Source organism: Pseudomonas sp. GW821-FHT05D12 (assembly GCF_059419825.1).
The window spans coordinates 111,845-126,476 of sequence record NZ_JBWKSN010000009.1 but is presented as its reverse complement, the minus strand read 5'-3'; the positions used below and the strand labels follow the sequence as shown (position 1 = coordinate 126,476).

Sequence of the window (14,632 nt, the reverse complement as noted above, 5' to 3'; positions counted from 1 at the left end):
CGTTTTTTATTTGGCGCCAGAAAAGCCAATGTTTGTTGGGTTTTGCGCAAGCGTAAACCCTTGAATTGCAAGGGGTGGCACGGCGCCAGTAAAAAAAATCAAAAAAATCCTCAAGCAACCGGCTACCACGACGATAACTATTACGTAGGTTCTCAGGCCACACCCGGCGGTTGCCAGGGCCGGAAGCCGCAGTATCCATCCAACGAGGATTTCGTCATGGCTTTAACAGTAAACACCAACATTGCTTCGATCACTACTCAGGGCAACCTGAACAAAGCTGGCGGCGCCCTGGCCACTTCCATGCAGCGCCTGTCTTCCGGCCTGCGTATCAACAGCGCTAAAGACGACGCTGCCGGCCTGCAGATCGCTAACCGCCTGACCAGCCAAATCAACGGCCTGGGCCAAGCAGTAAAAAACGTGAACGACGGTATCTCCATCGCTCAGACCGCTGAAGGCGCGATGCAGGCTTCGACCGACATCCTGCAGAAAATGCGTACCCTGGCTCTGTCCTCCGCTACTGGCTCCCTCAGCGCTGACGACCGTAAGTCGAACAACGACGAATACCAGGCTCTGACTTCGGAACTGACCCGTATCTCCACCACCACCACTTTCGGTGGCCAGAAGCTGCTGGACGGTTCGTACGGTACCAAAGCTATCCAGGTTGGCGCCAACGCTAACGAAACCATCAACCTGAGCCTGGAAAACGTTTCGGCCAACAACATCGGCTCCCAGCAGCTGAAAAGCGTTGCCATCGCTCCAGGTACCGGCACCGTTGCAGGCGACATCGTTGTAACTGGTAACGGTCAGACTGGCACTTACACTGCTGTCGCCGGCGACTCGGCTAAAACCATCGCCAGCAACCTGAACGGCATCATCGGTGGTCTGACTGCCACTGCCAGCACCGAAGCCAAGTTCACCGTAGACGAAGCTGCAGCGACTACTGCTCCTGCTTCGTTCACCCTGACTGTAGGCGGCGCGTCCGTTGACTTCAAAGGCGTGACCAGCCAAGCCGGCCTGGCCGACCAACTGAAATCCAACGCCGCTAAACTGGGTATCAGCGTCAGCTACGACGAAAGCAAGAAAACCCTGGAAGTGAAATCCGACACCGGTGAAAACATCGTGGTCAGCGGTTCCACTGCTCCTGGTTCGGTAAGCGTTGCTGCTAAAGACGGTGCTGGCGCCTACGGTACTGCAGTTCCTTTGGCTAACGCCCTGATCGTTACTGGTCAGGTGTCGCTGGATTCCGCCAAGGGCTACTCCCTGGCTGGCGCTGGTGTTGCCGGTCTGTTCAGCGCTACTACTGAAGCCGCTTCGACCAAAACCACCGTTGCTCAAACCGACGTGACCGACGCCACCAAGGCCCAAAACGCCCTGGCTGTAATCGACAAGGCAATCGGCACCATCGACGGCGTTCGTTCGGGCCTGGGTGCTACCCAGAACCGTCTGACTACCACTGCAGACAACCTGCAGAACATTCAGAAGAACTCCACCGCTGCACGTTCCACCGTTCAGGACGTCGACTTCGCTTCCGAAACCGCCGAACTGACCAAGCAACAAACCCTGCAGTCGGCTTCCACCGCGATCCTGTCGCAGGCTAACCAGCTGCCATCCGCTGTACTGAAGCTGCTTCAGTAATCCCAGCGCTTGGTAACTAACGGAAGGGCGCGTCTACGTGCCCTTCCGTTTTTTCGGTTTAGAGGAGATTGGACATGGACATGAGTGTAAAGCTGAACCAGTCTTATCCGCCGGTTGCACCTCAGAGCGCGCCTGTTCAGGTGGCAGCCGACAAAAGCACCACCCAAGTCCAGGAAGCCCCCGCCATCGGCAAACAGCCTGAGCGCGCGGACCTGGAAAAAGCGGTAACCGACATTCGCGAATTCGTACAAGCTGCCCAGCGCAGCCTGGATTTTTCCATTGATGACACGACTCACCGTGTGGTGGTCAAGGTCATCAATACCGACAATGGTGAAGTGATTCGCCAGATTCCGTCGGAAACGGCATTGAAACTGGCACAGAGCCTCTCCAGCGCAAGCCACGTGTTGTTTGACGACAAGGCTTGAGCTGGCATGAAACTTGTTGCTGAGTTGTCTTGAGGCGTAATAAGTCAAGATAACGGCAGCCACCGAACAGGAGATAGATGATGGCGGGTTCAACGGTAAGTGGTATCGGCTCGAATATCGATACGCAAGCGATCGTGACATCCTTGGTCAACGCCGAAAAGGTGCCCAAGCAGACGCAGATCAACACCGCTTCCGCGAAAGCGACCACCACGCTGTCTTCGATCGGCAAGATTCAGGCGGCGCTGGATGCGTTCCGTGGTGCGTTGGACACCATGTCCACGGGCAACAGCTTCACGGGCTTGACCGGCTCATCCTCGGACGAAAAGGTCGCCACTATGACGGCCAGCAACACCGCGTCCAACGGCAGTTTCCGTTTGATCGTGAGCCAACTGGCGCAGGCGTCCAAGCTGTCAAGCGCGAACTACGCGAGTGGTGCCACCACTGTCGTGAACGCGACCGACAAGCCGACAACCTTGACCATTTCCCAGTCGGGCAAGGCTTTCGACCTGAGCGTGCCGGCCGGCGCGACCCTGCAACAGGTGCGTGACTCGATCAACACCCAGTTCGGCACGTCGGGGTTAAGTGCCAACATCCAAACCGACTCCAATGGCTCACGGCTGATTCTGACCTCGACCAACATGGGTACGGGCTCGGATCTGACCCTCTCGGGTAATTCCGGGTTGGATGTCGGCGCTACGGTTGTTGATAAACCGTTGGATGCGCTGTACAGCATTGACGGTGTCAAATCCGTTTCCAAGACCAACAGCATCGAAGGCGCCCTCAGTGGGGTGAACATCAAGCTGGTGTCGCTTTCTGCACCGACGACGACTGGCGATAGCGGCGTCGACGCCGTGAGAAACGCCACGCTCATTACGGTCAGTACTAACAATGCGGCCCTCAAGTCCGGGGTCAAAGGCTTTGTCGATACCTACAACGCCCTGATCACTGCGATGAACGCCGAAACCAAGGTCACCACCAACCTTGACGGCAGCACCACGGCGGCAGCACTGACCGGCGACTCGACCATGCGCTCGCTGCAGAATGCGATCCGCAACGAGTTCAACACGTTGTCGGGTACCGGTACGTTCAAGTCCTTGGCTCAGTTTGGTGTGACTACCAGTTCATCTACTGGCTTGCTGACGCTGGATGACAAAAAGTGGGACAAGGCTGTTGCGACTAACGCTGCCGATATCAGCAGTATGTTTTCCGGCACGAATGGCATGTTGGCGCGCATGAAAAGCGCTACGGATGATTTCGCCAAGTCCACCACTGGCATCCTCGCGACGCGCTCCACGTCGCTGTCCGACACTCTCAAGGACCTGACCAAGCAGCAGTCCTCGCTCGACGAGCGCATGACCCTGCTCACCAGCAGCTTGTCGGCCAAATACAACGCCATGGACACCCTGGTTGCCCAGTTGCGCCAGCAAAGCACCAGTGTGATGACCACGCTCAATGCGCTGAACAACCCAAAGACCAATAGTTGATCCCTGCGAATAAAAAAAGGCCAGGCAACCTGCCTGGCCTTTTTTTATCGAGAGACGACTGGCGCTAAAGCTTTTTGCGAACCCGTCGACATATTGGTTACTGAAACCCTTTTCGCTGTCGCCTGTCACGAGGTAGAAACATGAATCCCATGAGAGCCCTTCGCCAATACCAGAAGGTCAATTCCCATGCTCAGATCTCCGAAGCCAGCCCTCATCGCCTGGTGCAGATGTTGATGGAAGGCGGGCTGGACCGCATGGCCCAGGCCAAAGGTGCGCTGGCGCGTGGTGACATCGCACAGAAGGGCCTGATGCTCGGCAAGGCTATCGATATCGTGATCGGGCTGCGTGACGGCCTGGATGCAGAAAAAAGTGATAACCCGGCTTACGTCCAGCAGTTGGAAAGTCTGTACGCGTACATGACCAACCGCCTGATGGAGGCGAACCTGCATAACGACGCCGACATGATCGACGAAGTGGCGCGTTTGTTGATTACCGTGAAAGAAGGCTGGGATGCCATCGCCGCGCCACAGGCTGTAACCGAGTAAGGCGCAGCAGAGAAGGGCCTGAGGGCCTTGAGGACTATGTGATGAGCCAAGCACTGCAACGCATTGATGAAACCCGTGAGGCGCTGATGGGCGCGCTGGCGGACCGTAACTGGGACGCGATTGGCGAGCTCGACATGGGGTGTCGCGACGTGATCGAGCAGGTGCTCAGCGAGGCGCCGGTCGACGAGGATGCGTTGCGTGAGAAGCTTGAGAGCCTGCTCGCGGTTTACCAGCAATTGCTTGAGGTGACGACGGGCGAGCGGCAGGCGATTTTCGAAGAGATGTCGCAGATCAACCAAGCGAAAAATGCGTCAAAGGTTTACCATCTGTTCGGCTGAATGAGCTCAGTTAATCCGAACGGCGCGTCATATATTTGACTGTGCCAGCATTTTTGACTTAACTAGTGCTGTTTTCAGATTTCAGACGTCTAGTAAGGCATGAAGTCTTACAGGCGTCTCGATTGCCCTCACTCTTGGGGCAGAGCGTTTTACTAGGGAAGTTGCTATTGCATGTGGCGTGAAACCAAAATTCTGCTGATTGATGACGATAGCGTCCGCCGCCGCGATTTAGCGGTGATTTTGAATTTTCTTGGCGAAGAAAATTTGCCCTGCGGCAGCCATGATTGGCAGCAGGCGGTCAGCTCATTGTCATCGAGCCGTGAAGTCATTTGTGTGCTGATCGGGACGGTGAACGCTCCTGGCGCTGTTTTGGGCTTGTTAAAGACACTGTCAACCTGGGATGAGTTCCTTCCGGTGTTGCTGATGGGCGATATTTCTTCTATCGACCTGCCTGAAGACCAGCGCCGCCGCGTGCTGTCCACCCTGGAAATGCCGCCCAGCTACAGCAAATTGCTCGACTCCCTGCACCGTGCCCAGGTCTATCGCGAGATGTATGACCAGGCGCGCGAGCGCGGTCGCCACCGCGAACCCAACCTGTTCCGCAGCCTCGTCGGCACCAGCCGTGCGATCCAGCACGTGCGCCAGATGATGCAGCAAGTGGCCGATACCGACGCCAGCGTGCTGATCCTCGGCGAGTCGGGCACCGGCAAGGAAGTGGTCGCGCGCAACCTGCACTATCACTCCAAGCGCCGCGACGGGCCTTTTGTGCCGGTCAACTGCGGGGCGATTCCGGCCGAGCTGCTGGAGAGCGAATTGTTCGGCCATGAGAAGGGCGCCTTTACCGGGGCGATCACCAGCCGTGCCGGGCGTTTCGAACTGGCCAACGGCGGCACGCTGTTCCTCGACGAAATCGGCGACATGCCGCTGCCGATGCAGGTCAAGCTGCTGCGCGTGCTGCAGGAACGTACCTTCGAACGTGTGGGCAGCAACAAGACCCAAAGCGTCGACGTGCGCATCATCGCGGCCACCCACAAGAACCTCGAAAGCATGATCGAGGTGGGCAGCTTCCGCGAAGACTTGTACTACCGCCTCAACGTATTCCCGATCGAGATGGCCCCGCTGCGCGAGCGCGTGGAAGACATCCCGCTGCTGATGAACGAACTGATCTCGCGCATGGAACACGAAAAGCGCGGCTCGATCCGTTTCAACTCGGCGGCGATCATGTCCCTGTGCCGCCACGGCTGGCCGGGCAACGTCCGCGAGCTGGCCAACCTGGTGGAGCGCATGGCGATCATGCACCCCTACGGCGTGATCGGCGTGGTCGAGTTGCCGAAGAAATTCCGCTACGTCGACGATGAAGACGAGCAACTGGTCGACAGCCTGCGCAGTGACATGGAAGAGCGGGTCGCCATCAACGGCCACACCCCGGACTTCGGCTCCACCGCCATGCTGCCGCCCGAAGGCCTGGACCTCAAGGACTACCTCGGCAACCTCGAGCAGGGGTTGATCCAGCAGGCGTTGGATGACGCCAATGGCATCGTCGCGCGGGCTGCCGAGCGCCTGCGCATCCGCCGAACCACCCTGGTTGAGAAGATGCGCAAGTACGGTATGAGCCGCAAAGAAGGTGATGAACAGGCGGATGATTGACGCCTGTTTTCCAAACCGCTGAAATTTCAGCGGTTTTTTTTCGGCACAACTATTGCTACAGCCCTCGCAACGTTCCGTTTAACTGACGGTCAGCCAAGCGAGAGAGCATGATGCCCCACGCCGCCCAACTATCTTCGGTCCCTGTCCTGCAGGGGCCTGCCCCGTCTGTAGAAGAACTCAGCCGTAATGGCCTGGAGCAGGCTTTTTCGCTGTTCAACCAGATGTCGAGCCAATTGACTGACTCCTACAGCCTGCTGGAAGCCCGGGTCTCCGAGCTTAAAGGCGAGCTGGCGGTGGTCAGTGCCCAGCGCATGGAAGAGCTGGCCGAGAAAGAGCGCCTGGCCAACCGTCTGCAAAACCTGCTGTCACTGTTGCCGGGCGGCGTGATCGTGATTGACGATCAGGGCCGAGTGCGCGAAGCCAACCCGGCCGCCTGCGACATGCTCGGCCTGCCGCTGGAAGGTGAGTTGTGGCGCCATGTCATCACGCGCTGCTTTGCGCCGCGCGAAGACGACGGCCACGAAATCTCCCTGAAGGACGGGCGCCGCTTGTCCATCGCCACCCGTTCCCTGGATGCGGAGCCGGGCCAGCTGGTGCTGCTCAACGACCTGACTGAAACCCGTCACCTGCAAGACCAGCTGGCGCGCCACGAGCGTTTGTCGTCGCTGGGGCGGATGGTCGCTTCTTTGGCGCATCAGATCCGCACGCCCCTGTCGGCGGCGTTGATCTACGCCAGTCATTTGACTGATGAGCAATTGCCCGCTGCCACCCACCAGCGATTTGCCGGGCGCCTCAAGGAGCGCTTGCACGAGTTGGAGCACCAGGTGCGCGACATGCTGGTGTTTGCCCGTGGCGAATTGCCGCTGACTGACCGCATCACTCCGGCCGCGCTGATGCAGGCCCTGCAGGCTGCAGCCGCCACGCATATTCAAGACGTCCAGGTGCGCTGGCAGTGCGACAGCCATCTCGGTGAGCTGCTGTGCAACCGCGACACCCTGGTCGGCTCGCTGCTCAACCTGATCGAAAATGCCACCCAGGCCAGTGGCCCCGGCGCGCGCCTCAAGGTGCACCTGTACAGCCGCGAGCAAACCCTGCGCCTGTGCATCAGCGACAGCGGCAGCGGTATCGACCCGGTCGTATTGCAGCGCCTGGGCGAGCCGTTTTTTACCACCAAGACCAACGGTACCGGCCTCGGCCTGACCGTGGTCAAGGCGGTGGCACGTGCCCATCAGGGAGAATTGCAACTGCACTCCCGAGTCGGGCGTGGCACCTGTGCATTGATGACCTTGCCGCTGTTTTCATGCGCGGCAGGCGCGGAGTAAAAAGTAATGGCTATCAAGGTTCTGTTGGTGGAAGACGATCGCGCCCTGCGTGAAGCATTGGCTGACACGCTGTTGCTGGCGGGCCATGACTACCGGGCGGTCGGTTCTGCCGAGGACGCCTTGGAGGCGGTCGAGCAGGAAACCTTCAGCCTGGTGGTCAGCGACGTGAACATGCCCGGCATGGACGGCCACCAGTTGCTCGGCCTGCTGCGTGCGCGCCAGCCGCAACTGCCGGTGTTGCTGATGACCGCCCATGGCGCCGTTGAGCGCGCGGTGGATGCAATGCGCCAGGGCGCGGCGGATTACCTGGTCAAGCCTTTCGAGCCCAAGGCCCTGATCGAACTGGTGGCGCGGCATGCCCTGGGCGTGATCACGGCCAGTGACAGCGAGGGCCCGATTGCCTTCGAACCGGCCAGCGCGCAGTTGCTGGAACTGGCGGCCCGCGTGGCGCGCAGTGATTCGACCGTGTTGATTTCCGGCGAGTCCGGTACCGGTAAAGAGGTGCTGGCGCGCTATATCCACCAGCAATCGACTCGCGCCAAACAACCGTTCATCGCCATCAACTGTGCAGCGATCCCCGACAACATGCTCGAAGCCACGCTGTTCGGCCACGAAAAGGGCTCCTTTACCGGCGCCATCGCGGCCCAGGCGGGCAAGTTCGAACAGGCGGACGGCGGCACCATCTTGCTCGATGAGATTTCGGAGATGCCCCTGGGCCTGCAGGCCAAGCTGCTGCGGGTGCTGCAGGAGCGTGAAGTGGAACGTGTGGGGGCGCGCAAGCCGATCCAGCTGGATATTCGCGTGGTAGCCACCACCAACCGAGACCTTGCCGGTGAAGTGGCAGCGGGGCGCTTTCGTGAGGATCTGTTCTACCGCCTCTCGGTGTTTCCGCTGGCCTGGCGCCCGTTGCGCGAACGCCCGGCGGATATCATTCCACTGGCCGAGCGCCTGCTGAACAACCACGTCAAAAAAATGAAGCATGCCCAGGCGCGGCTCTCGGCCGAGGCCCAGGCGTGCCTGATCGGCTATCCATGGCCGGGCAACGTGCGCGAATTGGACAACGCTATCCAGCGCGCGCTGATTTTGCAGCAGGGCGGCTTGATCCAACCCCAGGATTTCTGCCTGGCCATGGGCGGTGGCGCGGCGCCGCTCCCGACCCTGGCGCCGGTGCCGGTGGTCGCCGAAACCGAGACCGCCGGGGCCCTGGGCGACGACCTGCGTCGCCGCGAATTCCAGATGATCATCGACACCCTGCGCGCCGAGCGCGGCCGCCGCAAGGAAGCCGCCGAACGCCTGGGGATCAGCCCACGCACGCTGCGCTACAAGCTGGCACAGATGCGCGATGCCGGGATGGATGTCGAGGCTTATCTTTTCGCCACCTGATCGGTAACAAGGCGGACAAGCTTTGTCGCCTTTTCTTACGAGTTGCTACAGAGCTGGCACCCTTGTTGCTACCTCCCCTAGTAATTGCTGCGTAGTGTCAAAAATTTGCGGGTTGTCGGGAGAGAGAAGGTCATGAGCCAGGGTATTGAGTTCAATCGGTTGATGTTGGATATGCGCTCCATGCAAATGGATGCCATGGCTCAACCGAAATCCGTCGCGCCAGCGCCGGAATTGGGCCAAAGCAGCTTCGCCGACATGCTCGGCAAAGCCATCAACAAAGTCAGTGATACCCAGCAAGCCTCCAACCAGTTGGCCAATGCGTTCGAGATCGGCAAAAGCGGCGTGGACCTCACCGATGTGATGGTCGCCTCGCAAAAGGCCAGCGTCTCGTTCCAGGCCCTGACCCAAGTGCGTAACAAGCTGGTTCAAGCCTACCAAGACATCATGCAGATGCCGGTTTAAGGACGAGATTTAAGTCATGGCAGAAGCAGTCGTGGACAACGTACCCGCCAAGGCAGACGGCAAGCCGCCGCTGTTTGGCCTGTCGTTCCTGGAAAACCTCTCGGAAATGACCATGTTGCGTCAGGTGGGCCTGATGGTCGGCCTGGCTGCCAGCGTGGCGATTGGTTTTGCCGTGGTCTTGTGGTCGCAGCAACCCGATTACCGGCCGCTGTACGGCAGCCTGGCGGGCATGGATTCCAAGCAGATCATGGAAACCCTATCGGCTGCCGACATTTCCTACACTGTGGAGCCCAACTCCGGCGCCCTGTTGGTCAAGGCCGACGACGTGGCCCGGGCGCGGATGAAACTCGCGGCGGCTGGCGTGACCCCGTCCGACAGCAACATCGGTTTTGAAATCCTCGACAAGGACCAGGGCCTGGGGACCAGCCAGTTCATGGAAGCCACTCGCTATCGTCGTGGCCTCGAAGGCGAACTCGCCCGCACCATCTCCAGCCTCAACAACGTCAAGGGCGCCCGCGTGCACTTGGCTATTCCGAAAAGCTCGGTGTTTGTGCGCGATGAGCGCAAGCCAAGCGCCTCGGTACTGGTCGAACTGTTTTCCGGCCGCTCCCTGGAGCCTGGCCAGGTCCTGGCAATCATCAACCTGGTGGCCACCAGCGTTCCCGAATTGAGCAAGTCGCAAATCACCGTGGTCGACCAGAAGGGCAACCTGCTGTCCGACCAGGCTGAAAACTCCGCGCTGACCCAGGCCGGCAAGCAGTTCGACTACAGCCGCCGCATGGAAAGCATGCTCACCCAGCGTGTGCATAACATCCTGCAACCGGTGCTGGGCAACGACCGCTACAAGGCTGAAGTATCTGCCGATGTGGACTTCAGCGCCGTCGAGTCGACCTCCGAGCAGTTCAATCCCGACCAGCCGGCCTTGCGCAGCGAGCAGTCGACCAGCGAACAACGCACCGCGAGCAATGGCCCGCAAGGTGTGCCGGGTGCCCTGAGCAACCAGCCACCGGCACCGGCCACCGCGCCGCAAACTACCGGTGGCGCGGCCGCGACTGCCGGCGCAGTGCAGCCTGGGCAGCCGCTGCTGGACGCCAACGGCCAGCAGATCATGGACCCGGCCACCGGCCAGCCGATGCTCGCCCCGTACCCGGCGGACAAGCGTAACCAGTCCACCAAGAACTTCGAACTCGACCGCTCCATCAGCCACACCAAGCAGCAGCAGGGCCGTGTCAATCGCCTGTCGGTGTCGGTGGTGGTCGATGACCAGGTCAAGGTCAACCCGGCTGACGGCGCGGTCACCCGTGCGCCCTGGAGCGCCGACGAATTGGCGCGCTTCACTCGCCTGGTGCAGGACGCCGTCGGTTTTGACGCCAGCCGTGGCGACAGCGTCAGCGTGATCAACATGCCGTTCTCCGCCGAGCGTGGCGAAGTGATCGCCGACCCGGCGTTCTACACGCAGCCGTGGTTCTGGGACATCGTCAAGCAAGTGCTGGGTGTGTTGTTCATCCTGGTGCTGGTGTTCGGCGTGCTGCGCCCGGTGCTCAACAACATCACCGGCAACGGCAAGAAACAACTCGCGGCCTTCGGTGGCAGCGACGTCGAGTTGGGTGGCATGGGCGGCCTGGATGGCGAACTGGCCAACGACCGCGTCAGCCTCGGCGGCCCGCAAAGCATCCTGTTGCCAAGCCCGAGCGAAGGCTATGACGCTCAGCTGAATGCAATCAAGAGTCTGGTGGCAGAAGACCCGGGCCGTGTGGCCCAGGTCGTGAAAGAGTGGATCAACGCAGATGAGTGATAATCGAGCCGCTGTTGCCAAGCTCACCAAAGTCGACAAAGCCGCTGTATTGCTGCTGTCGCTGGGTGAAACCGACGCCGCCCAAGTGCTGCGCCACATGGGCCCTAAAGAAGTCCAGCGGGTTGGCGTGGCCATGGCGCAGATGCGCAATGTGCACCGTGAGCAGGTCGAGCAGGTGATGAGTGAGTTCGTCGAGATCGTCGGCGACCAGACCAGCCTGGGCGTCGGCTCCGACAGCTACATCCGCAAGATGCTCACCTCGGCCCTGGGCGAAGACAAGGCCAACGGCCTGATCGACCGCATCCTGCTGGGTGGCAACACCAGCGGCCTCGACAGCCTCAAATGGATGGAGCCGCGCGCCGTCGCCGACGTGATCCGCTATGAGCACCCGCAGATCCAGGCGATCGTCGTGGCGTACCTCGACCCGGACCAGGCCGGTGAAGTGCTTGGCCACTTCGACCATAAGGTGCGCCTGGACATCATCCTGCGCGTGTCGTCGCTGAACACCGTGCAGCCGGCGGCCCTGAAAGAACTCAACACGATTCTCGAGAAGCAGTTCTCGGGCAACTCGAATGCCTCGCGGACCACCCTGGGCGGTATCAAGCGCGCGGCCGACATCATGAACTTCCTCGACAGCTCGGTCGAAGGCCAGTTGATGGACTCGATCCGCGAGATCGACGACACCCTGTCCGGCCAGATCGAAGACCTCATGTTCGTGTTCAACAACCTCTCCGATGTCGACGACCGTGGCATCCAGGCGCTGCTGCGCGAGGTGTCCTCCGACGTGCTGGTGCTGGCGCTCAAGGGCTCCGACGAGAACGTCAAGGAGAAGATCTTCAAGAACATGTCCAAGCGTGCTTCCGAGCTGCTGCGCGACGACCTCGAGGCCAAGGGCCCGGTGCGCGTCAGCGACGTGGAAACTGCGCAGAAAGAGATCCTCACCATTGCCCGCCGTATGGCCGAAGCCGGAGAAATCGTTCTCGGCGGGAAGGGCGGCGAAGAAATGATTTAAGGCGCCACTCATGTCGAACAAAGATGGGGCTCCCAGCGATCTGATTCGCGCGCGGGATGTCGGCGGGTTCGACATCTGGTCGTTGCCCAGCTTCGATCCGCATGTGCCGGAGCCCGAGCCGGAACCGGTGGAAGAGCCGCCTGCGGAAATGGAAGAAGTGCCGCTGGAAGAAGTCCAGCCACTGACCCTGGAAGAGTTGGAGAGCATCCGCCAGGAGGCCTACAACGAAGGGTTTTCCGCCGGTGAAAAAGACGGTTTTCGCAGCACCACCCTCAAGGTGCGTCAGGAGGCCGAGGCGGCGCTCGCCGTCAAGCTGGCCAGCCTGGAGCGCTTGATGGGCGGCTTGTTCGACCCCATCGCCGAGCAGGATTCGCAGATCGAGAAAGCCATGGTCGGCCTGGTGGAGCATATCGCCCGCCAGGTGATCCAGCGTGAGCTGGTGCTCGATTCCAGCCACATCGAAAGCGTGATGCGCGAAGCGCTCAAGTTGCTGCCGCTGGGCGTCGGCAATGTGCGGCTGTACATCAACCCGCAGGATTTCGAACAGGTCAAGGCCCTGCGCGAGCGCCATGAAGAAACCTGGCGCATCGTCGAGGACGCCTCCCTGCAGCCAGGGGGTTGCCGCGTCGAGACCGAGCACAGCCGCATCGATGCGACGGTGGAAACCCGTATCAGCCAGATCATGGCCAAGCTGTTCGACCAACTCCACGAACAAGCCCTGCACCCGGCCGAGCCTGACCTGAGTGTGGACCTGGACGCCCCTGATGCGCCTTGATCGCACCAGCTTCGCCAAACGCCTGGGTGGCTATGCCGAAGCCACCGAATTGGCTGGCCAACCCATCCTCGAAGGGCGCCTGTTGCGCATGGTCGGCCTGACCCTGGAGGCCGAGGGCCTGCGCGCGGCCATGGGCAGCCGCTGCCTGGTGATCAACGACGACAGCTACCACCCGGTGCAGGTCGAAGCCGAAGTGATGGGCTTTTCCGGCAGCAAGATTTTCCTGATGCCCGTCGGCAGCCTGGCCGGCATCGCCCCCGGTGCCCGTGTGGTGCCGTTGGCTGATACCGGTCGCCTGCCCATGGGCATGAGCATGCTCGGCCGCGTGCTCGACGGCGCCGGTCGCGCGCTGGACGGCAAGGGCGGGATGAAGGCCGAAGACTGGGTGCCGATGGACGGCCCGACCATCAACCCGCTGAACCGCAACCCGATCAGCGTGCCGCTGGACGTGGGCATTCGCAGCATCAACGGATTATTGACGGTCGGTCGCGGCCAGCGTCTGGGCCTGTTCGCCGGTACCGGCGTGGGTAAGTCGGTGCTGCTCGGCATGATGACCCGCTTTACCGAGGCCGACATCATTGTGGTGGGGCTGATCGGCGAGCGGGGTCGTGAGGTCAAGGAGTTCATCGAGCACAGCCTCGGTGAAGAAGGCCTCAAGCGTTCGGTAGTGGTCGCGTCCCCAGCCGACGATGCACCGCTGATGCGTTTGCGCGCCGCCATGTATTGCACGCGCATCGCCGAATATTTTCGCGACAAGGGCAAGAACGTCCTGTTGCTGATGGACTCGCTCACGCGTTTTGCCCAGGCCCAGCGGGAAATCGCCCTGGCCATCGGCGAGCCGCCGGCCACCAAGGGCTATCCGCCGTCGGTGTTTGCCAAGCTGCCCAAGTTGGTGGAGCGCGCCGGTAATGCCGAAGCCGGTGGGGGTTCGATCACCGCGTTCTACACCGTGTTGTCCGAAGGTGATGACCAGCAGGACCCGATTGCCGACTCGGCGCGGGGTGTACTCGACGGCCACATCGTACTGTCGCGGCGCCTGGCGGAAGAGGGGCACTATCCGGCCATCGACATCGAGGCGTCGATCAGCCGGGTGATGCCTGCCGTGGTCACTCCGGAGCACATGGCGCGCGCGCAGCATTTCAAACAGTTGTGGTCGCGCTACCAGCAGAGCCGCGACCTGATCAGTGTCGGCGCCTATGTGGCCGGTGGTGATCGCGAGACCGACCTGGCGATCGCCCTGCAACCGCAGTTGGTGACCTACCTGCGCCAGGGCCTCAACGACAAGATCAGCATGGGTGAAAGCGAAGCGCACCTGGGCTCGATCTTCGCCCCGGCGCCAGGCGGCTAAGCCATGGCCAGCACGCGTTCCTCACGTCTGGCCCCGGTGGTGGACATGGCCGAAAAGGCCGAGAAAACCGCCGTGCAGCGCCTGGGGTATTTCCAAGGCCAGGTGCGCCTGGCGGAAAGCAAGCTGGGCGACCTCGAGCGCTTTCGCAGCGAGTACCAGCAGCAATGGATCGAACGCGGCAGCAAGGGCGTTTCCGGCCAGTGGCTGATGGGCTACCAGGGCTTTCTCAACCAGTTGGAAACCGCCGTCGGCCAACAGCGCCAGAGCCTGGCCTGGCACCAGAACAATCTCGATAAAGCCCGCGAGAGCTGGCAAGCGGCGTTTGCGCGGGTCGAAGGCCTGCGCAAACTGGTGCAGCGCTACATCGACGAGGCGCGGGCCATCGAAGACAAACGTGAGCAGAAGCTGCTCGACGAACTGTCCCAGCGTCTGCCGCGTCAATCCCAATTCTAAAAATGTGA

14 protein-coding genes are annotated in these 14,632 nt (G+C 60.9%); all 14 read left to right on the top strand.

Going from position 1 to position 14,632, the window contains the following annotated elements; all coding sequences use genetic code 11:
* The first annotated feature begins 216 nt into the window (after positions 1-216).
* The 14 genes from AC07SI_RS18205 to fliJ all read left to right on the top strand — a co-directional run bounded on the left by AC07SI_RS18205 (position 217) and on the right by fliJ (position 14,624).
* Complete coding sequence (locus AC07SI_RS18205; RefSeq protein ID WP_101272339.1) at positions 217-1,635, top strand: flagellin N-terminal helical domain-containing protein; 1,419 nt, start codon at positions 217-219, stop codon at positions 1,633-1,635.
* 74 nt (positions 1,636-1,709) lie between these two features.
* Positions 1,710-2,060: a flagellar protein FlaG gene (locus tag AC07SI_RS18200; protein WP_065909792.1), complete on the top strand. Its 351-nt coding sequence runs from the start codon at positions 1,710-1,712 to the stop codon at positions 2,058-2,060.
* An 80-nt stretch (positions 2,061-2,140) separates the two neighbouring features.
* Positions 2,141-3,544, top strand: a complete 1,404-nt coding sequence (fliD, locus tag AC07SI_RS18195) for a flagellar filament capping protein FliD (protein WP_495006220.1) — start codon at positions 2,141-2,143, stop codon at positions 3,542-3,544.
* Positions 3,545-3,684: 140 nt separating this feature from the next.
* Entirely contained in the window at positions 3,685-4,089 is a 405-nt protein-coding gene (gene fliS / locus AC07SI_RS18190; protein WP_065909795.1) for a flagellar export chaperone FliS, read from the top strand.
* Between the two features lie 41 nt (positions 4,090-4,130).
* Entirely contained in the window at positions 4,131-4,427 is a 297-nt protein-coding gene (gene fliT, locus AC07SI_RS18185) for a flagellar protein FliT (RefSeq protein WP_028617332.1), read from the top strand.
* A gap of 171 nt (positions 4,428-4,598) precedes the next feature.
* Positions 4,599-6,074, top strand: a complete 1,476-nt coding sequence (locus tag AC07SI_RS18180; protein WP_065909797.1) for a sigma-54 dependent transcriptional regulator — start codon at positions 4,599-4,601, stop codon at positions 6,072-6,074.
* Positions 6,075-6,184: 110 nt separating this feature from the next.
* Positions 6,185-7,396, top strand: coding sequence for a sensor histidine kinase (locus AC07SI_RS18175; RefSeq protein ID WP_106805615.1), 1,212 nt, complete (start codon positions 6,185-6,187; stop codon positions 7,394-7,396).
* A 6-nt stretch (positions 7,397-7,402) separates the two neighbouring features.
* Positions 7,403-8,779, top strand: coding sequence for a sigma-54-dependent transcriptional regulator (locus AC07SI_RS18170; protein WP_495006219.1), 1,377 nt, complete (start codon positions 7,403-7,405; stop codon positions 8,777-8,779).
* A 132-nt stretch (positions 8,780-8,911) separates the two neighbouring features.
* The gene (fliE, locus tag AC07SI_RS18165) at positions 8,912-9,241 is read left to right on the top strand and encodes a flagellar hook-basal body complex protein FliE (protein ID WP_065909800.1); all 330 of its coding nucleotides are present in this window, start codon (positions 8,912-8,914) and stop codon (positions 9,239-9,241) included.
* Positions 9,242-9,257: 16 nt separating this feature from the next.
* The gene (fliF, locus tag AC07SI_RS18160) at positions 9,258-11,036 is read left to right on the top strand and encodes a flagellar basal-body MS-ring/collar protein FliF (RefSeq protein WP_065909802.1); all 1,779 of its coding nucleotides are present in this window, start codon (positions 9,258-9,260) and stop codon (positions 11,034-11,036) included.
* Positions 11,029-12,048, top strand: coding sequence for a flagellar motor switch protein FliG (fliG, locus tag AC07SI_RS18155; RefSeq protein ID WP_010208743.1), 1,020 nt, complete (start codon positions 11,029-11,031; stop codon positions 12,046-12,048). Before fliF ends, fliG begins: the two co-directional genes overlap by 8 nt.
* A 10-nt stretch (positions 12,049-12,058) precedes the next feature.
* Positions 12,059-12,823: a flagellar assembly protein FliH gene (gene fliH, locus AC07SI_RS18150; protein ID WP_065909803.1), complete on the top strand. Its 765-nt coding sequence runs from the start codon at positions 12,059-12,061 to the stop codon at positions 12,821-12,823.
* Positions 12,813-14,171, top strand: a complete 1,359-nt coding sequence (gene fliI / locus AC07SI_RS18145) for a flagellar protein export ATPase FliI (protein ID WP_065909805.1) — start codon at positions 12,813-12,815, stop codon at positions 14,169-14,171. The genes fliH and fliI overlap by 11 nt, the downstream gene beginning before the upstream one ends.
* Before the next feature lie 3 nt (positions 14,172-14,174).
* A complete protein-coding gene (gene fliJ, locus AC07SI_RS18140; RefSeq protein WP_065909807.1) occupies positions 14,175-14,624 on the top strand; it encodes a flagellar export protein FliJ in 450 nt (149 codons plus the stop codon).
* Positions 14,625-14,632 lie beyond the last annotated feature (8 nt).